Genomic DNA, 24,761 nt, shown 5'->3' with positions numbered 1-24,761 from the left:
GAGCTGGATTCGAACCAGCGAAGGCTGAGCCGTCAGATTTACAGTCTGATCCCTTTGGCCGCTCGGGAACCCCTCCAATGCAACGCGGCAGATAATAGCAAACTTCTTATTTAAGTAAAGAAAAAAGCTAAAGAAAATTCAAATTTAGCCGATAAATACTTATTAATTAGTTAAATAGGCTAAAGTCTATGCAGATTGGTGATTTGTTAATCACGGAGAGCCAGTTAAAAACGAGGCTTAACGAAAGTGTGCACGAAAACCGCCGAGGCGAGTTTGCACTTTTATTAGCAATGCTCTCTCACGATGCACTCGATTTTAGTGAATTCCACCTACCCAAAAGTGACACTAAGCATTATCAAGCTGATGAAGATGCTTTGCGTAAACAATTTGGCGCAGGTCCAAAGCAGCCATTAGCGCCAGATACCTTTAATATGTTAATTGGTAAAAATAACACAGAGCTTTTAGCAAAAATGGGAAGCGCTGTAGGGATGAGTGATATAAAGTTAACTCAGTGCTTAAAGCCTGAGCCATTTAATATTCGTGATGATAAAAACCACATTCCACTGACTGTCATTGATAACTGTGAACTAGCAGTCCGTCGACGAATTCAAAATACCAACACCGAGCTATCAAACCCTCAAATGGATGCGGTGGCATTTTATGATGATTTACAAAATGAAGCTATCCACCAGCCATTACATTTGTTTAGTGCCTAATTATATGTGTTCAATTGCTGCTTTATACATGCCATTTGATTGTAATAAACTGTGTTTATAGTAGAAAGTAACTATTGATTTTATAGATGCTTTATTTTAATAACTGATTTAATATAAAAAAAGCATCCAAAATTTAAATGCAATTGCTATAATGGCGCAAATGGTATGACATTAAATGCCATTATCATTAAACCAAGGTAATTAGGAACGTAATGAAGAAAACATTCACGCTGAATCATGAGAAAATCAAATACCCTCGTATGGTTGATGCTGCAAAGCATGAAGTGAAAAAATATTTGAAAAGAGAACGTAATAAAACTTTACCTGTTGATGCCGACTACTGGGCATTTGATTGTAAGTTTGGTAACACGGTTGAAGAAGCCCAAGTGGTTCACGTTGCTGAAATTAACAATCACATCAGTGAAATTGAAAAGCAAGGTTTAACTTCTTTTTACTTAGAGATTTTAGCAAGACCTGCACAGCGTCAAGATTTCGATGAAGATGATGGCGAGTAAAACGCTAATTTGCGTTTAGTGTAGTTTTTGAAAATGGGCCTTGTGGCCCATTTTTTGTAGCTGTTATTTATACACTATGACACTTTTTATACTTTTTATTACTGCCGCAAGGGCACGTATCATTGCGTTTTACTTTAATATCGGCAACCGGTGTAATCTCACCATCAAGGTATCGCCATTGTCCATCTTCTTTAATAAACCTTGAATTTTCTGCCAACTCGCAATATAAATCTTGATAAAAGTAGTGAGCTTTAAATGTAACAAACCCTGTTTCATCATTATAACCAGAGTCTAATATGGTTAAGTTTATAAAACGGCAACTATTTGCAAAATCTTTAATTTCTGAAATTGAGTTTTCAGCTTGTTTTTCTTTTGCATAACTTTCACGAACAAAAACCGCGTTTTTAACAGCATAAGCACTGTAGCGTGCACGCATAAGTTGCTCTGGTGTGTGTGGCTGTTTGGTTTTTAAATGAAAAGGCTCGCAGCAATCAGCATAAGGTTGCTGACTGCCACAAAAACATAATAGGGCGTTAGAAGTCATGATAAATGTACTGTGTATTAAAACGCTAGTTTATCAAGCTTATTGCGTAAGTGAAATCTCAGAATGAGCGCTTTTTTTGCTAAAGCAATACAACTTAGTGCGCGTATGGCTCAAGTTTAATGATAACTGCGACAGTTGTTGGTTATTTATTATGTCAGTCCAGGTGATCACCGCGGCAAAATTTCCATTGTGAAGTGCAGAACTTAAAACATACTCTAAATTAACTAAATGTTTTTGACGAATAACCAGTAATTTACTGGTATCAATTGAGCATGAATCAAGTAGCGCTTTGCTCGGTACGTTATCTGGTGCTATTAACAGTGTCCATGCGTTTAGGCTGTTGTATTGGTGTAATACTTTTAATAACTCAAACGTTGCTGAAATTTCATCTTCAATTTGTACAACGTTAACACAATCTGATTGGTCATCTTGCTGGTAACTTTTAACTGTTCTTACGGTAATTGGCTGTAACATAATCTTCTCACTCACTGGGTTTTTATACAGTACATTCATACAGTAGTTTATACAGTTGTTTGGTGCAAGTGTTTTTTTGCTATTTTTTTGTACAGTTATTCATCTTAAAACGCGACAGTTACTATAAATATATAAATAATCTATATATAACAATGATTTAATTTTTATTGAAAGTTAATGCCCACAGAATTAATTTTAAGGCTGGGAACAAATAAATACAGATGAACAGGGGGTATACAGTAGTTTAAATTAATTAAGCGTGCTTGTTTTGGCTATAAATGCTTAATTAATTTACAGATGAAATGAGTTGCTGGGCAGTGAAATTATTTTTCGCTACTAGGAGGAATCAAATGTGAGAATTGTAACTGGTGAATTTGTTCATACAGGCTGGCTGCGTAGCATTGAGCATCTTTAAGTCGTTTGGTACTAATATGTTTTCGTATATCGCTCATTGCTTCTATGGCAGGTTCATAGCCTTGACTACCGGCTAAGCTAAGCCACGCAGCACCATGAAATACACTTTGCGGCACACCTTGTCCTTTTATAAAAAACAGCCCTAAATAAAACTGCGCGCGATAATTTCCTGCCATTGCTGCCAAACGCATCCATTTTGCGGCTAAGGCGCCTTGTTCATTTTTAAGGTAATAAAGGGCTTTATTTAATGTGTCTTGATCGGTGTTTTTAGAGTTCGCAGGGAGATTTGCATCGCTTGGTTGCGTTACAAAAGAAAGAATGTTGTCTAATTGTTGCTCTAAGTCTTGGCCACTTGGTGTCGTTTTGATCATGCTACTTCGTTTGTTATTTTAATCACTTAGCTAGTTTAGTATATAGCAAGGTAAAATGTCCTGTAAAAAGTTATTTTTATGCTAAAATCTCGCCACTTTTTACAACCATAAGTTTATTATGCTCGAAGCCTTATTCAAAATCCGTGCAAATGATTCTTCGGTTCGCCGTGAATGTATTGCCGGTATGACTACATTTATTACGATGGTTTATATCGTATTCGTTAACCCAGCTATGCTTGCTGAAGCGGGTATGGACCAAGGTGCTGCCTTTGTTGCCACCTGTATTGCAGCTGCAATAGGGTGTTTTATTATGGGTTTGTGGGCCAATTACCCACTGGCATTGGCACCGGGTATGGGATTAAATGCATTTTTTACCTATGGTGTTGTATTAGGTATGGGTTATAGCTGGCAAGCTGCGTTGGGTGCGGTATTTATGTCAGGGTGTATATTTTTAATTCTAAGCTTATTTAAGGTGCGAGAGTGGATTATTAATGCAATCCCTCTGGTGCTCAAGCAAGCAATAGCAACGGGTATTGGCGCATTTTTAGCTCTCATCGCACTTAAAAGTGCCGGTATTATTGTATCAAGTCCTGCAACACTGGTGCAGTTGGGTGATATTACCTCGCCGGGTCCTTTATTGGCTATTTTCAGCTTTTTTGTTATTGCTGCACTGCTTTATCGCGATTTTAAAAGTGGCGTACTGATCAGTATTTTACTAGTCACCGCGATTGCTGTGTCTATGGGGTTAGTGGAGTATCATGGTGTTATTGCAATGCCACCTTCTATCATGCCGACCTTTATGCAACTGGACTTTAGTGCCGCGTTTGAACTGTCGATGTTGAGTGTTATTTTTGCGTTTTTATTCGTTGATTTGTTTGATACCTCAGGCACGTTGGTAGCGGTTACTCAAAAAGCTGGTTTAGCAGATAAAAACGGTAATATGCCGCGTTTAGGTCGTGCATTAAGCGCTGACAGCACAGCTACCATTGCAGGTGCAATGCTCGGTACTTCAACAACCACGTCATACATTGAGTCTGTTGCAGGTGTATCTGTTGGTGGTCGAACTGGTTTGACCGCTGTGGTTGTGGGTTGCTGCTTTTTACTGATGATGTTTTTTGCGCCTTTAGCTCAAATGGTGCCTGCATACGCAACCGCGGGAGCTATTTTATATGTATCTGTATTGATGCTACAAAACTTAAAGTTTGTAAATTGGGACGACATGACTGATGCAATTCCGGTGAGTGTTGTATTATTAATGACACCGCTGACTTTCTCAATTGCACACGGTATTGCACTTGGTTTTATTTCTTATACGGCGGTAAAAGTGCTGTGTGGCAAAAAAGATCAGGTAAGCATTAGTGTTTGGATTTTAACGGCCTTGTTTATTGTTAAGTTCGCATTTTTATCTTAATGCAGGCAGCTTGTTAGAATATGTATATGTTCTAGTATGTAAACACAAAGTGGGGCAAAATCCTATTCAAAAAAAAGCCCATGCAACTGCATGGGCTTTTTATTTAGAAAGGAGTTACCATTTCTTTTTAGGTGCAAATAATACGTCTAAATCATCTTGCTCTTGTTCGTTCTTTTTCTTCAATGATGTAGCATTTGATGCCTTGAGTTCATTACTTATCGTTTCAAGGTAGCCTTCAACTTCAGCTCGTTTTGCCGTAATGTAATCGTCATTAAATGAAACACTGTTAAGTGTGGCAGCTGCTTTTTCAAAGTACTGCCTAGCAGAGCCTATCATTCCAGCTGTTTGCGCTGATAACCCTCGTTTTATTTGGCTTTCAATGTTGATTCTTAGTTGTAGCTTTTCAAGGCGTTTGTCTTCTGCAATAAACGCTTGGCTGTCTACTTTGCCTTTATTATGCTCAGAACGAATAATAGTACGGAGCTTTTTTATACCCTGTATTAGTGATATCAGTTGCTTGTCATTACCTGGTAAAACAAAATCATCTGAACCGTCTTGAATTGGGTTTTGTAGTCGCTCTTTTGCTTCTTTTAAGCGGTTTTTTAGTCCACTACCTCCGCTTGAAATAGGCACCATTTGACTGAGCGCATCATGAATTCGTCGTTGTAATATTCGCTGAGTTGCCTCTGAAAGTGGAATGTTGGCGCTATTCATTAATGCTTCTTCGGTTTCTTCAATGATTGCTTTTTGTTTTGTTAACTCTTTGCGTCGTTCAGCTTCTTGTTTTTCTTTGTGTTGCTGAACAGCACTAACCAATAGTGCAATGACTATAAGTGCAACAATTAATACAATTATAATGGAAACGATCATGTTATAATTCTCAAGTTCTTAACCTTATTATCTAATCTTACATTAAATATATAAAAGGTGGGAAACTTTGCTCAGATTAACTGAAAAAAGCGTCACCATAAAGCGTTTAAATCTTAATATGTTATGTTTCGATTGCTGATAATCATTGCTACCTCAAGTGTATTTATTGTGTTAACCTGAAATTTCAATATATTAATTGTTACATTGTGTAACCTTAATCAGCCTTTTATATAGCTACCTATAGTTAGGGTGCGTTTTTATCTGTCAATGTGAATTATAACGAAACTACATAGCCATGAAATTACAACAACTTAGATATATCGTAGAAGTTCAAAATCATAAATTAAATGTTTCAGCTACGGCTGAGAGTTTATTTACCTCCCAGCCTGGTATTTCTAAGCAAGTACGTATGTTAGAAGATGAGCTCGGTGTACAAATTTTTGGCCGCAGTGGTAAGCATTTAACTCATGTTACAGGCGCTGGCGAAGAAATCATTAACATATCACGCGAAATACTCTCAAAAGTTGAGGGTATTAAAGCGGTTGCGAATGAACATACGCTGCCCGATCAAGGCAAACTTAATATTGCGACTACGCATACACAAGCACGCTATGCGTTACCAAGTGTAATCAAAGGCTTTACTCAAAAATACCCAGCAGTGTCACTACATATGCACCAAGGTACGCCTCAGCAAATATCGGATGCAGCTGCGCGCGGTGATGCAGATTTTGCGATTGCTACTGAAGCACTGCACTTATATTCAGATTTAGTTATGTTGCCTTGTTATCACTGGAATCGCAGTATTGTGGTTGCTAAAGATCATCCACTTGCGAAAAAAGTCGATAACTTAACGGTGGCAGATATAGCGCAGTATCCATTGATCACTTATGTATTTGGTTTTACTGGTCGCTCAGAGCTTGATAAAGCATTTAACGCCTACGGACTTGAGCCACATATTGTATTTACTGCCACCGATGCTGATGTTATTAAAACGTATGTGCGTTTAGGACTAGGTGTGGGTGTGGTTGCATCTATGGCAATTGATCAGGTAAACGACAGCGACTTAGTGTGCATTGATGCTAGCCATTTATTTGAGGCGAGCACGACTAAAATTGGCTTTAGAAAGGGCAGTTTTTTACGCACCTACATGTATGACTTTATCGAACGTTTTGCACCGCATTTAACTAAAGAGCGAGTAGAGCGTGCGAGTTTACTGCGTAATCAAGAAGATGTTGATAAGTTATTTGCTAATATTGAATTGCCGGTTAAGTAACCGCCATAAACAGCAATGAAAAGCCGCTTAGTTTTGCAACTAAGTGGCTTTTTTTGTGCTATGTAATTAACCTGAACTGTGGATAATAAATCCATCTCAAGCAGCTATTTTCAGCGCTAACTGCGTTGAATTTACTTGCAATAGGCGAGCTATTGACGCGTAATTTCGCCTTGTTTTCACTAAAAATCTCTAGCTAGAGAAAATAAACATAAATATCATTTTGATTCAATATGTTAGTAAATCTCTTAACCAGAGTTCAGGTTAATTAGCACTCGATAATATTAACGGCCAGTCCACCGCGAGCGGTTTCTTTGTATTTTGTTTTCATATCGTTACCCGTATCGAGCATGGTTTTTATTACTTTATCCAGCGATACTTTTTGCTCACCACTACCGCGAATGGCCAGGCGAGAGGCATTAATTGCTTTAATAGCGCCCATTGCATTACGTTCAATACAGGGGACTTGCACTAAGCCGCCAACAGGGTCACAGGTTAACCCTAAGTTATGTTCCATACCAATTTCAGCGGCATTTTCTACGTGTACAACGTTACCACCAACAATTTCAGTAAGTGCGCCTGCGGCCATTGAACAAGCAACACCGACTTCGCCTTGGCAACCCACTTCAGCACCAGAAATAGAGGCATTCTTTTTATATAAAATGCCTATTGCAGCGGCAGTTAATAAGTAGCGGGTAGCAATATCACGGTCTACTTCTTTAATAAAAGTATGATAATACATTAATACTGCAGGTAAAATTCCGGCTGCGCCATTTGTGGGGGCAGTTACTACACGTCCTCCGGCTGCATTTTCTTCGTTTACAGCTAATGCGAATAAATCAACCCAGTCCATGGCGCGCAGCGGGTCGTTACTCACTTCTACATTAAGCTTTAAATATAAGCTTGGCGCACGGCGTTTTACTTTTAATCCGCCAGGTAAAATACCTTCGGTGCGCATACCTCGCTCAATACAGGCTTTCATTACTTGCCAAATATTAAATAGCTCATCTTTAATGGCTTCTTCACTGCGTAACGTTTTTTCGTTTTTCATCATTAACGTTGATACGCTGTAACCCGACTCTTTACACATTTCGAGTAATTCTTTAGCCGTTCCAAACGGGAACGGGGCTGGGTTTTCTTCACGAATATCTAAGGCCGCTTGTTTTTCTTTTTCAAACTCTTCATCCGAAACAATAAATCCGCCACCAATAGAGTAGTAAACTTTGCTATATACTTTTTCGCCATTGTTATAGGCAATAATTTCCATTGCGTTGGAATGTTTAGGGAGTGTCTTTCTGCGATGGAAAACAATCGCGCCCTGCTTAGGGAATTTAGCTTTGTGAGTTTGGTTTAGGTAAATAACCTGTTCTTTTTCAATTTTAGCGAGTATGTCATCCACTAAATCGGCATCAATGGTTTCAGGATCATACCCTGCTAAGCCAAGTATCACTGCTTTACCAGAGCCGTGGCCAACACCTGTTTGGCCAAGCGAGCCGTAAAGCTCTACTTTTACATCGGTCACATTTGCTAATAGTTGTTGTTCATCTAGGTCATTAACAAATAAGCGTGATGCACGCATTGGGCCAACGGTATGTGACGATGAAGGGCCAATACCAATGCTAAACATATCAAATGCACTGATCATAATGTGTGTCTCTACTTAGTTTTCTCAGCATTCAGCTGTTCTTTGAACGGTCGACTATAATAACGTGGAAATGCAGGTGTGTAACCCTTATTAGCAAAGATTTAAACTGGTATGGCGAGTTGTTTTGTAAAGTTTTTAATAATGCTGGCTGTGGCACCCCACAAAAGCCCGTGAGGAGTGATAAAGCCATTTAAAGTTAGGGCTCTTCCATTACGTTCAAAGGGGATTGGTTGCCAATTAGCTTCGTTGTTCAGCGCTTTTATAGAGAGTAAAAAGCTGGCTTGTACTTCGTTATGATCGTTCTCCCATACCGTTTCTTTTTTAATTAAGCCCACAAAAGGACGTATAGTAAATCCAGTAAGGGTAGAGTATTCCGGCAGCTGGCCTAAAACTTGAACATTATGCGGGGCAATGTTTAGCTCCTCGTGTAATTCACGCAGTGCCGTGGTCCGCAGGTTAACATCATTAACTTCAAATTTACCACCTGGTAAACAAATCTCCCCAGGGTGGTGATGTAAATAGGTTGGCCGCTTACACAATAAAACATGTGCTTCATTATCTATATCAATCAAAGGTAGCATCACTGCACTGGCGCGCTTTTTTTTATTATCTTTGAGCTGATCCACAGCTAAACTGCGGTTAAATTGAAAACGAGCCGAAATGGTTTCACTATTCAAAGCGACCCTCATTTAATATAGGGAGTATTTTATTTACTTTATCGTAAGTTTCTTGATATTCCAATTCGACTTTTGAATCAGCAACAATGCCACCGCCAGCCCAGCAGTGTATTTTTTGTTGATGTGTAACTAAAGTTCTAATAGTAATACTGGTATCCATATTACCGCAGGCGCTAATATAGCCAATAGAACCACAATAAATGCTGCGTCTGTGCGGCTCCAGCTCTTCTATTATTTCCATTGCGCGCACTTTTGGTGCCCCGGTAATAGACCCTCCAGGGAATGCAGCTTCAAGTTGATCGACTGCTGTTTTTCCTTCATCAAGGATGGATGTAACTGTACTTACCAAATGGTGTACTGATGGAAAGCTTTCAATAGCAAATAAAGAAGGTACAACAACAGAGCCCGATTTTGCGACTTTACCTAAATCATTTCGTAGCAGGTCTACTATCATTACATTTTCAGCGCGGTCTTTACTTGAATTTGCCAGTAAGATTGCTTGTTTTGCATCCTCAAGGGCATCTTCTTTGCGAGGTAAAGTCCCTTTAATGGGTTTTGTTTCTACTTTATTGTCGTGTACTGCAATAAAACGCTCGGGTGAGATTGATAAAATAGCGCCCTGAGGATGATTAATAAAACTAGAAAAAGGCGCTTTATTAGCCTGAGTTAATTTAACATAGGCGCTCCAAGGCGAGCCTTGGTAATGTGCGCTAAAACGCTGAGCTAAGTTAATTTGATAGCAATCACCACTTTTTAGGTATTCTTCAATCGCGGCAAACTTTTCGCTATAGCTAGTCTGACTCATATTTGACTGCCACGCTGATGTAAGCGAAAAGCTCTCGTGTTTAGGTGGTTGCGCTAAATATTGCTGATATAGCCAAAGGCGGTCTGCATTGGGCTGCGAAACATAAAACCACGTGCGCAGTTGTTTATCGTAAATCAGTGCATCAAGGTAAAGTCCAACCGCCATTTGCGGTAAATTTATGTCGTGTAAAGCGCTGCTTGGTAGTTGCTCTATAGTACGGCCTAAGTCATAGCCAAAATAACCCAGCCAGCCACCATTAAAAGGTAAGTTGTTGGCGGCTTTAGTGCTGTCTAACTTTGCCAGTTCATTATTCATTATTTCAAAGCAGCTTTTTATGTTTGGCTGGTTATTAAAAACGCTTTGATTATTTTCGACTTCAAGGGTGCTCTGGGGGGCAATCGCAATAATGTCAAAACGACTGTTTATGTGATCACTATCACCCGAATCTAATAAAATGGCGTAAGGCAAATGAGCAAAATGCGAAAATACCTCAATACAATTTTGTGATATGGCTAATTCAACACAATTTTTTTTATTGTTTAGCATTTACTACCCCTATAAGAACTGGCTCCAAACGGGCTGGGAGGGTATCATAAGTCAAATTTATTTGGCAGCGTTTAGTGAGCGCTGTAGTTGAAAACAGTTCGAACCACCGTCACGGGTTTGATATCGCTTACGTGCTGCGTGAGTAACAACAACTTAAGGAACCACTATGAGTACAATTCGTCAGCAAGACTTTATTGATAGCATTGAAGATGCCTTGCAATATATCTCGTTTTACCATCCTCTTGATTTTGTTCAAGCACTAGAAAAAGCGTATAACAAAGAACAAAGTAAAGCCGCTAAAGATGCGATTGCGCAAATTTTAATTAACTCGCGTATGTCGGCAGAAGGTAAGCGCCCACTGTGTCAAGATACTGGGATCATCACTTGTTTCGTAAAAGTAGGTATGAATGTTAATTGGGATAAAACCGACTTAACAGTACAACAAATGGTTGATGAGGGAACGCGTCGTGCGTACTTAAATCCAGATAACCCTTTACGTGCATCGATTGTTGCAGATCCTGCGGGAACACGTAAAAACACTAAAGATAATACGCCATCAGTGGTTCACATTGACTTAGTTGCAGGCGATAAAGTCGAAGTGATGGTCGCTGCTAAGGGCGGCGGCTCAGAAAACAAAAGTAAAATGGTGATGTTAAACCCATCTGACGATGTGGCTGAGTGGGTAGAAAAAACGCTACCAACAATGGGGGCGGGTTGGTGTCCACCTGGCATGCTAGGTATAGGTATTGGTGGCACGGCAGAAAAAGCAGCGGTAATGGCCAAAGAGTCATTAATGGATCCGGTTGATATCCATGAGCTAATTGAGCGCGGCGCAGAAACAACAGAAGAAAAACTACGTTTAGAAATTTTTGAACGTGCGAATAAATTAGGTATTGGTGCGCAAGGCCTTGGCGGTTTAACCACGGTTGTTGATATTAAAATTAAAACAGCGCCTACTCACGCAGCTTCAAAGCCAGTGGTTATGATCCCAAATTGTGCTGCTACGCGCCACGTTCACTTTACCCTTGATGGTTCAGGCCCTGCGAATTTAAAAGCACCTAAATTAGAAGATTGGCCAGAAGTGACTTTCGAAGTAGGTGAGGGTACACGCCGTGTTAATTTAGATACTCTTACTAAAGAAGACACTAAAGAATGGAAAATGGGTGAAACCGTTTTACTCTCAGGTACTATTTTAACGGGTCGAGATGCTGCTCATAAACGTCTTCAGGATATGATCAACTCAGGGGAAGGTTTACCTGAAGGTGTTGATTTTGATAACAAGTTTATTTATTACGTTGGCCCTGTGGATGCAGTAGGCGATGAAGCAGTAGGTCCAGCGGGTCCTACAACGGCAACACGTATGGATAAATTTACCGATATGATGTTAGAAAAAACCGGCATCGTGGGTATGATTGGTAAAGCTGAACGAGGCCCAGCAACGGTTGAGTCTATTAAAAAGCACCAGTCAGTGTATTTGATGGCGGTAGGCGGTGCGGCTTACTTAGTATCTAAAGCAATCAAAAAAGCACGTGTTGTTGCCTTTGAAGATTTAGGTATGGAAGCTATCTACGAATTTGAAGTAGAAGATATGCCAGTAACAGTTGCCGTAGACAGTGAAGGAGCAAATGCACACACCCAAGGCCCTGCTATTTGGAAGGCAAAAATTGAAGAGCTAGACAGCAAAATGAAGTAAATTTTTACTTAAAAAGCAATCATATAAGCGAGCACTGTGTGCTCGCTTTTTTATTTACTTTTATATTTGCAAAGACTTATACACCTCAGACCAGTTTATGCTGCATAGGCAATTAGTGTATAAGTCACTGTATTTTAAAGTGTAGTGTACTTTTTTAGGGTGTATGGTTAAGTTTACAAATAACTTTAGGGTGACGTTCACGTAAGCGTAAACTTTAATTGCGGTGGTGTTTTTAACTTTAATACTTAATCAGATGGTTATTTTTGGATTTTTTATGCTTACTTTTAACGATAAGTCGTTTTATATTTCACTTTGACGCGCTTTATCTGGTTTATCTACTCATAGTATGGCGAACCATTAACTGAAGTGATAAAGTCTCGGCAATTTGTAGCGTGCTTGCCCAAAAGGGCCCATTATTTTCGGAGTATTTAAAGTGGTTGTATTTAATCAAGTTGAATTTGATAACCATGAACAAGTGGTTTTTTGTTCAGACAAAGCGTCTGGTTTGAAAGCCATTATTGCGGTACATAACACAAACTTAGGCCCTGCGGTAGGCGGTTGTAGAATGTGGGATTATGTTAACGATGAAGATGCAGTATATGATGTGCTGCGTTTATCAAAAGGGATGACCTATAAAAATGCCGTAGCACGCTTGCCATTTGGTGGTGGTAAATCGGTTATTATTGGTAATGCCAAAGAAATCAAATCTGAGCAGTTATTTCGCGCATTTGGTCGCCAGTTAGAGCGACTAAATGGTAGCTACTACTCAGCAGAAGATGTAAACATTACCTGTGATGATGTGGCGTTAATGAACAAAGAAACAAATTACGTGCTAGGTCTTGAAGGAAAAAGTGGTAACCCTTCGCCGTTTACAGCTTACGGCACGTTTTTAGGTATGAAAGCAGCGCTTAACCATCAGCGCGGCATTCAAGATTTTTCAGGCATTAAAGTAGCTGTGCAAGGTTTAGGTGCAGTAGCTTATGGATTATGTAAGCACTTGGCTGAAGCTGGTGCAGAATTATTTGTTACTGATATTAACCAAGCAGCGGTAGAACGCGTAGTAAATGATTTTGGTGCAACAGCGGTTGGTATTGATGAAATATACGACTTAGATGTTGATGTGTATGCGCCTTGTGCGTTAGGTGCCACTATTAATGACACAACGATCCCTCGTTTAAAAGCAACTATAATAGCAGGATGTGCAAATAATCAGCTTGCAGAATCACGCCATGGTGAAATTTTACGTGAAAAAGGTATTTTATATGCGCCTGATTATGTAATAAATGCAGGTGGTATTATTAACGTTTATTACGAAACTGCACCAGAGGGTTACAGTAAAGAGGCTTCTAATAAACACGTAGAAAGAATTTACGATACACTGAGTGAAATTTTTACCCGTAGTGAAAAAGAGCAAAAATCAACCCATTTAATTGCCGATGAACTGGCACAAGAAATTATTGAAAACGGACTTTAAGTTTCCACTCGATTTAAAATAGGAGCGAAATACGCTCCTTTTTTATACCTTATGTAAGACTTTAGTATAACTACACCCAAAGCGTCATTTTAGTTAATGCGAATATAGATAAAGCACGGTAAAATTTAGTTTTACACTTTATCTATATTTTATGTCCTCTACTGATTTTTCTATTACCCCTCTTGATTTTGAGCAATGGCCTCGAAAGCAACACTTTGAGTTATTTCAGCAGTTCACTCAGCCTTATTTTAATGTGTGCGTACAACTGAATGCGGAAAAGTTATATATCGCCTGTAAACAAGCTAATATTGCTTTTTTTCATGGTTATATTTATTGCTTACTAAAAGTTTGTCATAAGTATGAGCCGATGATGCTGCGCATTATTAACCAAAAACCTTGTTACTTAAGTGCTACGCGGGCAAGTGTAGTCGAGCTTGCCGATGACGAGTCGTTTCGCTTTAGTTATTTTAAATTATACGAGTCGTTAAATGAATTTGCCCGTGAGGCGAAAGCTATTAGCAATGCCACAAAATTAAACCCACTGTTTTCTGATGCGTTTGCAGCAACTGAAGGGCAAGCAGATTTAATTCATGTTTCTGTATTACCTTGGTTAAACTTTAGCAGCTTTTCACATGCATTTACCCACGGTCAAAGTAATGGTATTCCTAAATTTGTGTTTGGCCAATACAATACTGAGACAGGTAAAATGCCGCTCGCTATTGATGTTCATCATGCGTTGTTGGATGGGCTTCATGTCGCTAAATTTATAAAGCAATTGCAGTATACATTTAATAATTTAAGTAATAATAATTAATTAAAAAGTTGTAAGTTTTATGTTATTATTTACCAGCAGTGCTTTTAACTTAAATTGTCGCTCTAAACTTATCCAAATATAAAAATTAATAATTATAAAGGCAATATCTGATGAATCGCTTAGTGATTTTATGTATTTTATTGGTGATTTTTTCTGTTGACGCACAACAGCAGACTCGTTTGCCGTTACGTGATTATTTTTTTGAAACCTGGAATACACGTACGGGTCTTCCTCACAATAGCATTAATAGCCTTGCACAAACACAAGATGGGTATCTATGGGTGGGTACTTGGGAAGGACTTGCCCGCTTCAATGGCCAAGAGTTTAAGTTATTTACTCGCTCCGAAATTACTGACTTGCCTGACTCAGGCGTACGTGCGCTAACCCCTACATCTGATGGCGGTTTACTTATTGCAGGAGCGCGTGGCGGTATTAGCCTATATCAACATCGCCAATGGGACACGCAACCACCTGCCCAAGCGATGGTTAATCATATATTTAAAAGTAAAAATGATAACTTGTGGCTAGCGCTTGAGAATGATGGTGTGTTTTATCGTTCAGCTAGTAGCACTCAAGACATCCCAATAATACAAAATGTCAGTGCGTATCGAATCATTGAAGACCCCAAGGGGGTTATATGGGCGGCGACCAGTGATGGCCTGTATAAAATAGTCAACTACAAACCCACTTTGATGACGCCACAACAAGGGGTTCCAGATGCTCCCGTATATACCTTGTTAATCACCCGTGAAGGTCGACTCATTATAGGAAGTGAAAGAGGGGCACGAATCCTTAATGGTGGGCTATTTGAATCGCCTCACCCACAACTCGAGGCGGAATCTATTTCCAGTTTGTTAGAAGATGATCATGGGGATCTGTGGTTTGGTACCATTAATAAAGGTGTTTTTAGGCTTAGCGTCGATGGTTTAGAGCAATTAGATGCTAAAAATGCTTTACCCGCTAACCGTATTCTTTCTTTGTTACAAGACAGAGAAAATAGTATTTGGGTAGGCACCAATGCTGGTGTATTTAGGTTAAGAGAAGCGCCGTTTTCATCGTGGGGCAAAAAGCGAGGCTTATCTAGCGATTATGTGCGTACGGTATTGTCACATTCTGATGGCAGTTTATGGATAGGCGGAAGCACGGGTTTAGATCGGCTGCACAATAATCAGATCAGCCATATTAAAGGCACTAAACAAGGCTCGCCATATTCAATACTAAGCTTACTAGAGCAAAACCAAGGTGATGTCTGGGTAGGCACATACACCTCGGGTGTTTTAAAAGTGGTTAATAACGAACTCGTACCTTATTTAAACCGTGATAATGGCTTAGGTAGTAATGAAGTAAGATCTTTACTTTTTGATTCAAAAAATCGCTTATGGATAGGCTCGGCCATGGGGCTGACACGCGTTAATACCGATGGTAGCTTAAACCAATTTACTAATGAAAAAGAGCTGCCGAGTGGGTTTATTTTAGCCTTGAGTGAAGACAACTCAGCTAATATTTGGGTAGGAACCGGTAATGGGGTCGTGGTTTATGACACTCAAACTGACGTGTTTAATCCTGTTGAGTTTCCTGCTGAATTTGCCGCCCAATATGCGTTTGGCTTTTACATTGATGATAAATACACGTGGATGGCTACCGATCGTGGCTTAGTCCGTTATCAGCATTCAAACGCAAAGATGACTATTTTAGGGCGTGAATTAGGTTTACCCGTTGATAAGCTTTTTCAAATTGTGCCGTTTAAAGACTCACTTTGGCTATCAAGTAACCGTGGCATTATTGAAGTCAATTATAAGCAGGTAAATGAGCTGCTTGATTCAAAATCTAACAATAGAGGTACGCTCGCCTTTCAATTATACGATGAGGCTGATGGCATGCACAGTGCACAAGCAAATGGCGGTTCAACCCCCTCTGCAACCGCTCATTCAGATGGCACAATTTGGTTTGCTACCGCAAAAGGGGTGAGTACAGTAAAACTGGAACGCTTAAAAGAAGCCACTAAAATAGCGTTACCAACGATTGTTGAAAGCTTTTCTGTTGATGGTAAACCAACGTCCTTACCTATAGACGGTGAAACTATTATTTTACCACCAGGGGTGACGCGCTTGTCATTTCAATACGCGGGACTGAGCTTTATTATGCCGCAGCGATTAAACTTTCAAACAAAATTGGAAGGCTTTAATAACGAATGGGTCAACCGTCAAAACATAGCGACTGCTGAATACACTAACTTACCTGCGGGCAAGTATTCTTTTGCTGTACGTGCAGCCTATCCAAATACTGATTGGCAACAAAATCACAAAGTCGTTAACTTTGAAATTCAATCGCACTTTTGGCAAAAAACAAGCTTTAAGTTGTTTATGTTTTTTCTTTTTGTGGTGGTGATATATAGCGCTTATCGCTACCGCTTATATCGTTATAAACAAGTTGAAAAGGAATTAACGAGTCGAGTGGTGAAGCAAACGCAAGCACTGCAAGAGCAAGCCAGTGCCTTTGCGTATCAAGCCACACACGATCAGCTTACTGATTTACCGAATCGCCGCGCATTTGATGGCTGGCTGGCGGATAACTTTTCAGACTTTAAAGCATGTAAAAAATCACTTGCTATCGCTATTATGGATATTGATCACTTTAAACGGATTAACGATGGTTGGTCACACCTCATAGGTGATCAGGTTATATGTGAAATAGCTAACATTCTTAAAGCGCACTGCGAAGGTGAGCAAGAGGTAGCTCGCTGGGGTGGCGAAGAGTTTACTTTTGTGTTTCCCGATACGAGTGCAGTGCAGGCCCAAGAAATGTGCGAGAAGTTACGCAAATGTATTGAAAATAAAAACTTTTCAAATATCGCAGAAGGCCTCAGCGTAACCGTGAGTTTTGGTGTTTCTGACTCTGGTGATGTTGATGATTATGACCGATTATTATCACGGGCCGACCAAGCTTTGTATAAGGCAAAAAACAATGGTCGAAATCGAACTGAAGTGATGTGATTGAAAAACAGCCTCACTGCACCCATTACTATTTTAATAATACGGGCGCAGCATTTTAGCGTTAAAGCTAAATGGTTTGATTTAGGACGACCCAATGATAAATGGGCTATTAATTTTTGTTTTAATTGTATTTATTATAATGTTTTGGCGCTGGCCTGATATTCAAAATGCCGTGTGGCACCGTAAATACAGTGGTTTATTATTAAGCGAGCAACAACATACGTTGTTACTGCGTGCTATGCCCATATACAACAAAATGACCGATGCAGAGCGAGCAAAGTTAGCATCCCATATTGTGTGGTTTTTAAATGAAAAGCGTTTTGTTGGCTGCGATGGATTGCAACTAACGGAGGCAATGAAACTCATTATTGCCGCCGATGCCTGCTTGCTGGTGCTTAACAAGCCTTGGCCTTTGTATAAAAACGTAAAAGAAATTTTACTCTACCCCAGCGCGTATTACGCGCCCCAATCAAGCCGCGATAACGCAGGCCTTGTCAGTTTTCATAATACAGTAAGGCAAGGTGAATCGTGGCCGGGGGGAACATTGGTGCTTAGCTGGCATGATGTGCTTGAGGGCAACCGCTTACCCAGTGATGGGCATAACTTAGTGTTTCATGAATTTGCACATCAACTTGATCAAGAAACCGGTAAAACCACCGGCACACCACTACTTGCATCACAGGCAAAATACCAACAATGGGGCAGAGTATTTAGCCGAGCGTTTTCGCAGTTAAAAACCCATGTTGCTTATAGTATGCCGCATGTAATACATAGCTATGGAGCCACCAATGAGGCTGAGTTTTTTGCGGTGATCACCGAAACATTTTTAGAAAAGCCTGCCGATTTACGCCGTGAAGACCCTGAAATTTACCATTTGCTAGTGGATTTTTATCAATTTGATCCTATTGTTTGGCACTGATTTTATGCACTTCATCCTATTACGCTGGTAACTTGCTGGCGTTTTTGTTGCAATCATGTAATAGATCAACACACAGCAACAATAACAAGTGAGATAAGCATGAAAAAAATGCTGCAAACAGCACTCGCGTTATCAGTTTCATTGGCATTAGGCCACGCACACGCAGAGCAAACGGATGAAAAAAAATGGCAAGTTGATTCACCTAAAGGGCAATTTGTTGATGCATCTATTAGTGTAGAGCAAGGCACATGGATGAATGTCGATATAAGTCCTGACGGGGAAACCTTAGTATTTGATTTACTGGGCGATATTTACACCATGCCAATGAGTGGTGGTAAAGCGACTAAAATAACCTCAGACATTGCATGGCAAATGCAGCCGCGCTTTAGCCCAGATGGCAAGCACATTGCTTTTACATCAGATCAAGGCGGTGGTGACAATATTTGGATAATGGATGTTAACGGCGAAAACCAAACCGCCGTCACTGACGAAACATTTAGATTACTCAATAGCCCTGCGTGGAGCCCTGATGGTGATTATTTAGTTGCACGTAAGCATTTTACCGCCAGTCGCTCGCTAGGTGCGGGTGAAGTTTGGCTTTATCACAAAGCCGGCGGTAAAGGGGTGCAACTGACTAAACGTGAAAACGATCAAAAAGACTTAGGTGAACCCATGTTTTCACCGGATGGTCGGTATGTTTATTTTTCTCACGATGCAACCCCAGGTAAAACTTTTCATTATTCAAAAGACTCTGTTGCCGGTATTTATAAAATTAAGCGTTATGACCGTGAAACAGGCGACATAGAAACCATTATAAGTGGCATGGGCGGGGCAATAAGACCGACGCCGTCGCCAGATGGTAAAAAACTAGCGTACATAAAGCGTGATGACTTTCAAACCAGCCTGTACTTATATGATTTAACCAGTGGTGAGCATACTAAGCTATACGATAAGCTAGAGCGCGATATGCAAGAAACGTGGGCGATTCATGGCGTATATCCGACTATTGCGTGGACCCCAGATAACGAAGAGCTGGTATTTTGGGCTGGTGGCACCCTTCATAAACTTAATGTAGATAATAAATCAGTCAGCGATATTGCATTTAAAGTAGACACTACGAAAAAAATTCAAAAAGCAGTGCGTTTTACTCAAAATATCGACACTGATGAGTTTGATGTAAAAATGCTGCGTAATGTGCAAATTAGCCCTGACGGTGAAACCGCACTTTTTGAAGCATTGGGCTATATTTACATGCGCGACTTAGAATCAGGAAAAATAAAGCGCTTAACTAAGCAAACCGATCATTATGAGTTATTCCCGCAGTATTCTCGTGATGGCAAAAACATTGTCTACACCACGTGGGATGATAACGAACAAGGCACCGTGCGTGTCGTCTCTGCACGCAGTGGTCGTGGCGACACTATTACACAAGAGCCGGGAAAATACGTAGAGCCAACATTTAGTCCAGACGGCAAAACCGTGGTGTATCGTAAAGCCAGCGGCGGCAACATTTTAAACCCTAAGTGGTCACTGCATCCTGGGGTATACAGTGTTAGTGCTAAAGGCGGAAAAAGTGAGCTCATTTCTAAAAGTGGCTATCAACCTCAGTTTGGCAGTGCCAACGATCGTGTTTATATTATGAGCCCATGGCCTAAGCCGACATTAAGTGTGGTAGAGCTTGAAAGTAAAAAAGTACGTAAACTGTATGAATCAGAGCACGCCACTGAATTTAGAGTCTCTCCTGATGGTGAGTATTTAGCTTTTGCTGAGCGCTTTAAAGTATTTGTTACTCCATTTGTAGAGCGCGGCAAAACGATAAATATTGGGCCTAAAGACAGTCAATTTCCAATTGAGCAGCTATCTGTACGCGCCGGTGAAAACATTAGCTGGAGTGCAAACAGCAATAAACTGTATTGGACACTGGGGCCTGAGCTTTACCATGCCAGTTTAGAGGGGATGTTTGCGATTAATAAAGCGGGTGATAAAGACGTTAAAGTAAAAAGCGGTACTAACATCGGCTTTAGTAAAAAAATGGCTGAACCGCTGGGCATGATTGCATTAACTGGCGCTAAAATTATTACCATGGAGGGTGAAAAGGTCATTGAAAATGGCGTTATAGTTACCGATGGCAAACATATCAAAGCCATTGGCACTGCTGCTGATGTGAGCATTCCTAAGGGAGCAAAGGTCATTGATGTAACAGGTAAAACAATTATGCCTGGCATTGTAGATGCCCATGCTCATGGCTCTCAAGCCAGTGATGAAATTATCCCGCAGCAAAATTGGAAAAACTTAGCAGGTCTTGCGCTGGGTGTTACTACTATTCATGACCCATCAAACGATACCACTGAAATATTTACCGCGAGTGAAATGCAAAAAGCGGGGATGATCGTTGGTCCGCGTATTTTCTCTACCGGTACTATTTTATACGGTGCGAATATGCCTGGGTATACCTCGCATATTGACTTATTAGATGATGCTAAATTTCATTTAGAGCGTCTTAAAAAAGTGGGTGCGTTTAGTGTTAAATCTTATAACCAACCGCGCAGAGAGCAGCGTCAGCAAGTTATAGAAGCAGGGCGAATGCTTGAAATGATGGTAGTCCCTGAAGGGGGGTCATTATTACAACATAACTTGAGCATGGTAGTCGATGGTCATACAGGTATTGAACATTCAATTCCTGTTGAACATATTTATGACGATATTAAGCAGCTATGGTCACAAAGTGATGTAGGTTACACACCTACATTGGTGGTTGCCTATGGCGGTATTTGGGGTGAAAACTACTGGTATGATAAAACGGACGTATGGAATCATCCACGTTTAAGTAAATTTGTGCCTAAAAACCAATTATTACCGCGCTCAATGCGCCGAGTTAAAGCGCCCGATCATCACTATAATCACTTCAACAATGCTCGCGTAGCGGCTGAGTTACAAGATTTAGGTGTACTTGTTAATTTGGGTGCGCATGGCCAACGTGAGGGGTTAGGTGCGCATTGGGAAATGTGGATGTTTGCCCAAGGCGGCATGACGCCACTGGAAGCAATTAGAGCATCGACACTCGATCCGGCAAAATATTTAGGCCTAGATAAAAATGTGGGTTCATTAGAGGTCGGTAAACTGGCAGATTTAATGGTTATTGATGGCGACCCACTGAAAAACATTCGTGATTCAGACAAAATTGATTACACCATGATCAACGGTCGTTTGTTCAACGCAGCCACCATGAACGAAGTAGGCAAAAAACAGCGTGAACCATTATTTTTTGAATAATGCAGCTATTTTTTAGTTAATAAGCGGCTATTTAGCCGCTTTTTTAATACTGTATTTACCTATTTAACTAACCGCTACTATCGCTTTTAAAATATTATCACTAGGTGGAGTCACTGTTACATCATGCATCACCCTCGCTCTACATATATAACCTTCCTTTAGAATAAGTAAGTGTTGCGTGGCTTCAATTGCTTTTTCTCTATTGTGAGCAAATTCAGGTGTTTCTAAAAGAGCTGATAGTATGATCTCAAAGTTCGCTTGCTTGTGCTGTTTGCAAAGTTTGGCAATAGGGTCGTTCTCTACAGGGTACTCAGCTGCAGTATTAATAAAAAAACAGCCATTAAAACACCCTAACTCTGAAACCTCATTATTAATCCACTTTTTCAGTCCGGCAAAAATTGTCTGTGCGACTAACATAGCACTAGGTTGTATACATATTTTTTTAAGCCAAGCGTTAAAGCAGATGTCACGTGCGACTAAACAAGCACAAATAAGCGCGTCTTTGCTTTCAAAGTGCTTATATAAGGTTTTTTCTGCAATGCCCGATACAGCTAAAATTTCATTAATACCAACAGCGTGTATACCCTTTTTATAAAAAAGACTCAGTGCCGTACTGATTATTTGTTGTTGTTTATCCATGATGTTCCAAATTTGAGCAGGCAATATGCATAGTGAGCAAATAAAGTCGGTATTAATCGCAGGTGTTTTTTCTACTTTTGTTTTGGGGTTTTTGGCGTGGCTAAATTATATGGGTGATTACAGTATTTGGTTAATGGCGCCATTCGGCGCAACAGCTGTACTTGTTTTTGGTGTACCGCAGAGCCCGTTAGCTATGCCAAAAAAGTAATAGGGGGACATATGCTGACCGCAATGATTGGGGTTGTTTTTAGCTGATAGTGCGATTATGGTTGGGCTGGCTTTGGGTATTGCTATAACATTAATGATAATCACAAAAACTATTCACCCTGTTGCCGGCGCAACCCTATCTTAATTATTGAGTCTGGCCAAAGTTGGGATCTTTTAATAATGCCAGTACTGGCAGGAACTGTATTTATAGTTTTGTCTGGCTTTGTTGCGAGGTAGTTTATTCAATACTTGATGGATAATAAATATAAAAAAACCGCTTAACGCGGTTTCTTTTATACAAACACTCAGCTGATCAAACAACACCGCGAGGTAGGCGGCAATCGTGATCTTTGCGAGCAAGCTCAACTATCCAAAGCTCTTCTGCTGTGTAGCCTTCTTCGTTTTGTGTGATCACGGTGAAAGGCGCTTTTTTCTGTGCTTTTACAGGAGCAGCTTTTTTAGTTTTTTTAGCAGGTGCTTTTACTGCAGCTTTTTTTGTAGACTTACCAGAGCTTAATTCTTTAGTCAGCTCTGCTACATCAGCTAGGCGCATGTTCTTGCCGCCATCAATGCTATACCAGCCAGGTTTAGTTGTTATTTCAGGTTTTTTACCGTTGGCAGCTTCATATGCAGCTTCAAAGGCAGATAACACTTCTGTTTTGTCTAGTTTGCTCATCAGAGACCCAATACGTTGTTTACACAGATAAAGAAGAGGTATTTATACCTATTTTAGAACTGTTTTTCAATTTTTTGCGATTTTCCTTTCATTTTTAGCGCATAACCGCCAAAATTTGTACAAAATTCAGTGCAAAGTAAGGTAAGTAGTATGCAACGTAGAGAATTTAATCAATTATTAAACACCCTGTTAAAGCCAGAAACCATTAACGATTTTTGTCCAAACGGGCTTCAGGTAGAAGGTAAAGATGAGATACGTACCATAGTAACGGGTGTAACGGCAAGCCAAGCACTTATTGATGCCGCGATTGAAAATAATGCCGATGCCATTTTGGTACACCATGGCTATTTTTGGAAAGGCGAGTCACAACCTATCACTGGCATGAAAAAACGTCGTGTGGCTGCGCTTTTAGCTAACGACATCAATTTATTTGCCTATCATTTGCCGTTAGATATTCACCCTGAAATGGGTAATAACGCACAGCTGGCGCAATTGCTCGATATTGAAATTGAAGCAGGCCTTGAGCCAACTAACAACAGTGTAGCGATGAGAGGGCGTTTAAAAACGCCGCTAACGGGCAGTGAATTTGCTAAAAAAATAAGCCAAGTGCTTAAGCGCGAGCCACTAACGAGTTTAGTACGTACTGATAAAATTGAAACCATCGCTTTGTGTACTGGTGGCGGGCAAGGGTATATCGACTTAGCAGCCGAGCATGGTATTGATGCTTACATAACCGGTGAGGCATCAGAGCAAACCATACACAGCTCACGCGAGCAAAATATCGACTTTTTTGCCGCAGGTCATCACGCCACCGAGCGCTACGGTATAAAAGCATTAGGCGAATATCTTGCTAAGCAACATGGCTTTGACGTGACATTTATTGACATAGACAATCCTGTGTAAACACCTAGCTTAAAAGTAATTTTATAAATAACCTACTTGTAACGTATTTCGGGTAGGTTATTTAAATCTAGTGTTCTAAATAGCTAATTTAGCAAACAATAACAAGCCAGTATGTTGATTTTTTATATACCCGCATACCCTTTTATCTTTTTGTGAGTTAATTATTTTTTGTTTTATGCATCCCAAAAATTGAATAAACGTAATAGATATAAACCTACGCTTAAAATCATAATTACATCCATTCTTATATTGCAAAAAACACAGATCTTTCGCTGTACTTACCTCGTTTAAATTACAATGTTACTTTGCTTGCTACTAAGGTAGTTACTTTAAAGGAATGAAATGGAAGGGGTATTAGCTTTAATTGAGCAGTACGGGTTGTTGGTTTATCTGTTACTTTTTGGTTATTGTGCGTTAAAAAGTGGTTGGCTACCTTTGTTCGCAGGCTATGCTGCACATACTGGCGCACTATATGTTGGTTTTGTTGCTTTGGCTACTTTTATGGGTGGCTACTTGGGCGATGAATTACGTTTTGCTCTAGCAAGAGCGTATGGCGCGGCATGGCTTGAAAAACCAGGCCGCCTTGGTCGATTATTTAAAACAGCCAGTGAGCTTGCTGAACGCCATGGCACAGCCTACATTTTTTTATATCGTTATCCTAAAGGATTACGCACGATTGGTGCCCTTCCCGTAGGGCTTACAGCAATTAGTTGGCGCCGTTTTAGTGTGTTAAATGGATGCTCTACACTGCTATGGGTTATTGTTTTAGTCGGTGGAGGCTACATTTTCGGTGCTACTTTTGATGCTTTAGGTGTTGAGAATTTAACAGCACTAAGTCTGCTACTTCTTTGCGTATTTTTAGTGACACTGTACCGGCTTTGGAATAAAACAGCTGAGGTTAAAACCCTCTAA

The 24,761-nt window shown here is 40.1% G+C and carries 21 protein-coding genes and 1 pseudogene; 13 read left to right on the top strand and 9 right to left on the bottom strand.

Going from position 1 to position 24,761, the window contains the following annotated elements:
• The first annotated feature begins 188 nt into the window (after positions 1-188).
• Both MTN96_RS14770 and MTN96_RS14765 read left to right on the top strand, forming a co-directional pair.
• Positions 189-716, top strand: coding sequence for a VC2046/SO_2500 family protein (locus MTN96_RS14770; RefSeq protein WP_036982252.1), 528 nt, complete (start codon positions 189-191; stop codon positions 714-716).
• Positions 717-928: 212 nt separating this feature from the next.
• Positions 929-1,231: a DUF6172 family protein gene (locus tag MTN96_RS14765; protein ID WP_036982253.1), complete on the top strand. Its 303-nt coding sequence runs from the start codon at positions 929-931 to the stop codon at positions 1,229-1,231.
• Between the two features lie 67 nt (positions 1,232-1,298).
• Here the strand turns inward: MTN96_RS14765 and MTN96_RS14760 are convergent, their stop codons facing one another.
• The 3 genes from MTN96_RS14760 to MTN96_RS14750 all read right to left on the bottom strand — a co-directional run bounded on the left by MTN96_RS14760 (position 1,299) and on the right by MTN96_RS14750 (position 3,034).
• Complete coding sequence (locus tag MTN96_RS14760) at positions 1,299-1,775, bottom strand: YchJ family protein (protein ID WP_138627516.1); 477 nt, start codon at positions 1,773-1,775, stop codon at positions 1,299-1,301.
• Positions 1,776-1,814: 39 nt separating this feature from the next.
• Positions 1,815-2,249 carry a SulA-like leucine-rich domain-containing protein gene (locus MTN96_RS14755; protein ID WP_013465228.1) on the bottom strand — a complete coding sequence of 145 codons (435 nt, stop codon included), beginning with the start codon at positions 2,247-2,249 and terminating at the stop codon, positions 1,815-1,817.
• Between the two features lie 323 nt (positions 2,250-2,572).
• Positions 2,573-3,034, bottom strand: coding sequence for a sel1 repeat family protein (locus tag MTN96_RS14750; protein ID WP_248473737.1), 462 nt, complete (start codon positions 3,032-3,034; stop codon positions 2,573-2,575).
• A 118-nt stretch (positions 3,035-3,152) separates the two neighbouring features.
• On the opposite strand from MTN96_RS14750, the gene MTN96_RS14745 reads away from it, so the two are divergent.
• Positions 3,153-4,445 carry an NCS2 family permease gene (locus tag MTN96_RS14745; protein WP_008113045.1) on the top strand — a complete coding sequence of 431 codons (1,293 nt, stop codon included), beginning with the start codon at positions 3,153-3,155 and terminating at the stop codon, positions 4,443-4,445.
• A gap of 114 nt (positions 4,446-4,559) precedes the next feature.
• Here MTN96_RS14745 and MTN96_RS14740 read toward each other — a convergent pair whose 3' ends face one another.
• Positions 4,560-5,315: a hypothetical protein gene (locus MTN96_RS14740; RefSeq protein ID WP_138627513.1), complete on the bottom strand. Its 756-nt coding sequence runs from the start codon at positions 5,313-5,315 to the stop codon at positions 4,560-4,562.
• Between the two features lie 295 nt (positions 5,316-5,610).
• Here MTN96_RS14740 and cysB point away from each other — a divergent pair, with 295 nt between their 5' ends.
• Positions 5,611-6,588: an HTH-type transcriptional regulator CysB gene (cysB, locus tag MTN96_RS14735; RefSeq protein WP_069439639.1), complete on the top strand. Its 978-nt coding sequence runs from the start codon at positions 5,611-5,613 to the stop codon at positions 6,586-6,588.
• A gap of 265 nt (positions 6,589-6,853) precedes the next feature.
• Here the strand turns inward: cysB and MTN96_RS14730 are convergent, their stop codons facing one another.
• The 3 genes from MTN96_RS14730 to pabB form a co-directional block, all read right to left on the bottom strand.
• Positions 6,854-8,230, bottom strand: a complete 1,377-nt coding sequence (locus MTN96_RS14730; protein WP_036982272.1) for an L-serine ammonia-lyase — start codon at positions 8,228-8,230, stop codon at positions 6,854-6,856.
• A 101-nt stretch (positions 8,231-8,331) separates the two neighbouring features.
• Positions 8,332-8,907 carry a CoA pyrophosphatase gene (locus tag MTN96_RS14725; protein WP_248532097.1) on the bottom strand — a complete coding sequence of 192 codons (576 nt, stop codon included), beginning with the start codon at positions 8,905-8,907 and terminating at the stop codon, positions 8,332-8,334.
• Entirely contained in the window at positions 8,900-10,258 is a 1,359-nt protein-coding gene (gene pabB, locus MTN96_RS14720; protein ID WP_248532095.1) for an aminodeoxychorismate synthase component I, read from the bottom strand. The genes MTN96_RS14725 and pabB overlap by 8 nt, the downstream gene beginning before the upstream one ends.
• A 166-nt stretch (positions 10,259-10,424) precedes the next feature.
• Between pabB and MTN96_RS14715 the strand changes: the two genes are divergently transcribed.
• From MTN96_RS14715 to MTN96_RS14690, 6 genes are all read left to right on the top strand, one after another.
• A complete protein-coding gene (locus MTN96_RS14715) occupies positions 10,425-11,951 on the top strand; it encodes a fumarate hydratase (protein WP_248532088.1) in 1,527 nt (508 codons plus the stop codon).
• Between the two features lie 433 nt (positions 11,952-12,384).
• Positions 12,385-13,425 (top strand): Glu/Leu/Phe/Val dehydrogenase, encoded by a 1,041-nt coding sequence (locus MTN96_RS14710; RefSeq protein WP_248532086.1) that lies wholly within the window; start codon positions 12,385-12,387, stop codon positions 13,423-13,425.
• Positions 13,426-13,576: 151 nt separating this feature from the next.
• Complete coding sequence (locus MTN96_RS14705) at positions 13,577-14,239, top strand: CatA-like O-acetyltransferase (RefSeq protein ID WP_248532085.1); 663 nt, start codon at positions 13,577-13,579, stop codon at positions 14,237-14,239.
• A gap of 110 nt (positions 14,240-14,349) precedes the next feature.
• Positions 14,350-17,232, top strand: coding sequence for a ligand-binding sensor domain-containing diguanylate cyclase (locus MTN96_RS14700; protein ID WP_248532083.1), 2,883 nt, complete (start codon positions 14,350-14,352; stop codon positions 17,230-17,232).
• A 94-nt stretch (positions 17,233-17,326) separates the two neighbouring features.
• On the top strand, positions 17,327-18,151 hold the full coding sequence (locus MTN96_RS14695; protein WP_008114265.1) for a M90 family metallopeptidase: 825 nt from the start codon (positions 17,327-17,329) through the stop codon (positions 18,149-18,151).
• Between the two features lie 99 nt (positions 18,152-18,250).
• Positions 18,251-21,424, top strand: a complete 3,174-nt coding sequence (locus MTN96_RS14690) for an amidohydrolase family protein (RefSeq protein ID WP_248532081.1) — start codon at positions 18,251-18,253, stop codon at positions 21,422-21,424.
• Positions 21,425-21,487: 63 nt separating this feature from the next.
• Here the strand turns inward: MTN96_RS14690 and MTN96_RS14685 are convergent, their stop codons facing one another.
• Complete coding sequence (locus tag MTN96_RS14685) at positions 21,488-22,063, bottom strand: TetR/AcrR family transcriptional regulator (RefSeq protein ID WP_248532077.1); 576 nt, start codon at positions 22,061-22,063, stop codon at positions 21,488-21,490.
• Between the two features lie 25 nt (positions 22,064-22,088).
• Here MTN96_RS14685 and MTN96_RS37305 point away from each other — a divergent pair.
• A pseudogene (locus MTN96_RS37305) lies at positions 22,089-22,415 on the top strand (HPP family protein).
• A 168-nt stretch (positions 22,416-22,583) separates the two neighbouring features.
• Here the strand turns inward: MTN96_RS37305 and MTN96_RS14675 are convergent.
• Entirely contained in the window at positions 22,584-22,946 is a 363-nt protein-coding gene (locus MTN96_RS14675; RefSeq protein WP_008114254.1) for a hypothetical protein, read from the bottom strand.
• Positions 22,947-23,096: 150 nt separating this feature from the next.
• On the opposite strand from MTN96_RS14675, the gene MTN96_RS14670 reads away from it, so the two are divergent.
• Together MTN96_RS14670 and MTN96_RS14665 are read left to right on the top strand one after the other, a co-directional pair.
• Positions 23,097-23,849, top strand: coding sequence for a Nif3-like dinuclear metal center hexameric protein (locus MTN96_RS14670; protein WP_036982289.1), 753 nt, complete (start codon positions 23,097-23,099; stop codon positions 23,847-23,849).
• Positions 23,850-24,191: 342 nt separating this feature from the next.
• Positions 24,192-24,761, top strand: a complete 570-nt coding sequence (locus MTN96_RS14665; RefSeq protein ID WP_248532073.1) for a DedA family protein — start codon at positions 24,192-24,194, stop codon at positions 24,759-24,761.

Source organism: Pseudoalteromonas sp. 2CM28B, assembly GCF_023161935.1.
Note: the sequence above shows the minus strand (reverse complement) of the source record. Positions and strands in the feature narration are given on the sequence as shown.

Coding starts and splice junctions, on each gene's coding strand:
- MTN96_RS14705 (WP_248532085.1), top strand. CDS start 13,577: ATGTCCTCTACTGATTTTTCTATTACCCCTCTTGATTTTGAGCAATGG.
- MTN96_RS14670 (WP_036982289.1), top strand. CDS start 23,097: ATGCAACGTAGAGAATTTAATCAATTATTAAACACCCTGTTAAAGCCA.
- MTN96_RS14695 (WP_008114265.1), top strand. CDS start 17,327: ATGATAAATGGGCTATTAATTTTTGTTTTAATTGTATTTATTATAATG.
- cysB (WP_069439639.1), top strand. CDS start 5,611: ATGAAATTACAACAACTTAGATATATCGTAGAAGTTCAAAATCATAAA.
- MTN96_RS14745 (WP_008113045.1), top strand. CDS start 3,153: ATGCTCGAAGCCTTATTCAAAATCCGTGCAAATGATTCTTCGGTTCGC.
- MTN96_RS14765 (WP_036982253.1), top strand. CDS start 929: ATGAAGAAAACATTCACGCTGAATCATGAGAAAATCAAATACCCTCGT.
- MTN96_RS14700 (WP_248532083.1), top strand. CDS start 14,350: ATGAATCGCTTAGTGATTTTATGTATTTTATTGGTGATTTTTTCTGTT.
- MTN96_RS14715 (WP_248532088.1), top strand. CDS start 10,425: ATGAGTACAATTCGTCAGCAAGACTTTATTGATAGCATTGAAGATGCC.
- pabB (WP_248532095.1), bottom strand. CDS start 10,258: ATGCTAAACAATAAAAAAAATTGTGTTGAATTAGCCATATCACAAAAT.
- MTN96_RS14675 (WP_008114254.1), bottom strand. CDS start 22,946: ATGAGCAAACTAGACAAAACAGAAGTGTTATCTGCCTTTGAAGCTGCA.
- MTN96_RS14760 (WP_138627516.1), bottom strand. CDS start 1,775: ATGACTTCTAACGCCCTATTATGTTTTTGTGGCAGTCAGCAACCTTAT.
- MTN96_RS14690 (WP_248532081.1), top strand. CDS start 18,251: ATGAAAAAAATGCTGCAAACAGCACTCGCGTTATCAGTTTCATTGGCA.
- MTN96_RS14770 (WP_036982252.1), top strand. CDS start 189: ATGCAGATTGGTGATTTGTTAATCACGGAGAGCCAGTTAAAAACGAGG.
- MTN96_RS14750 (WP_248473737.1), bottom strand. CDS start 3,034: ATGATCAAAACGACACCAAGTGGCCAAGACTTAGAGCAACAATTAGAC.
- MTN96_RS14740 (WP_138627513.1), bottom strand. CDS start 5,315: ATGATCGTTTCCATTATAATTGTATTAATTGTTGCACTTATAGTCATT.
- MTN96_RS14755 (WP_013465228.1), bottom strand. CDS start 2,249: ATGTTACAGCCAATTACCGTAAGAACAGTTAAAAGTTACCAGCAAGAT.
- MTN96_RS14685 (WP_248532077.1), bottom strand. CDS start 22,063: ATGGATAAACAACAACAAATAATCAGTACGGCACTGAGTCTTTTTTAT.
- MTN96_RS14665 (WP_248532073.1), top strand. CDS start 24,192: ATGGAAGGGGTATTAGCTTTAATTGAGCAGTACGGGTTGTTGGTTTAT.
- MTN96_RS14730 (WP_036982272.1), bottom strand. CDS start 8,230: ATGATCAGTGCATTTGATATGTTTAGCATTGGTATTGGCCCTTCATCG.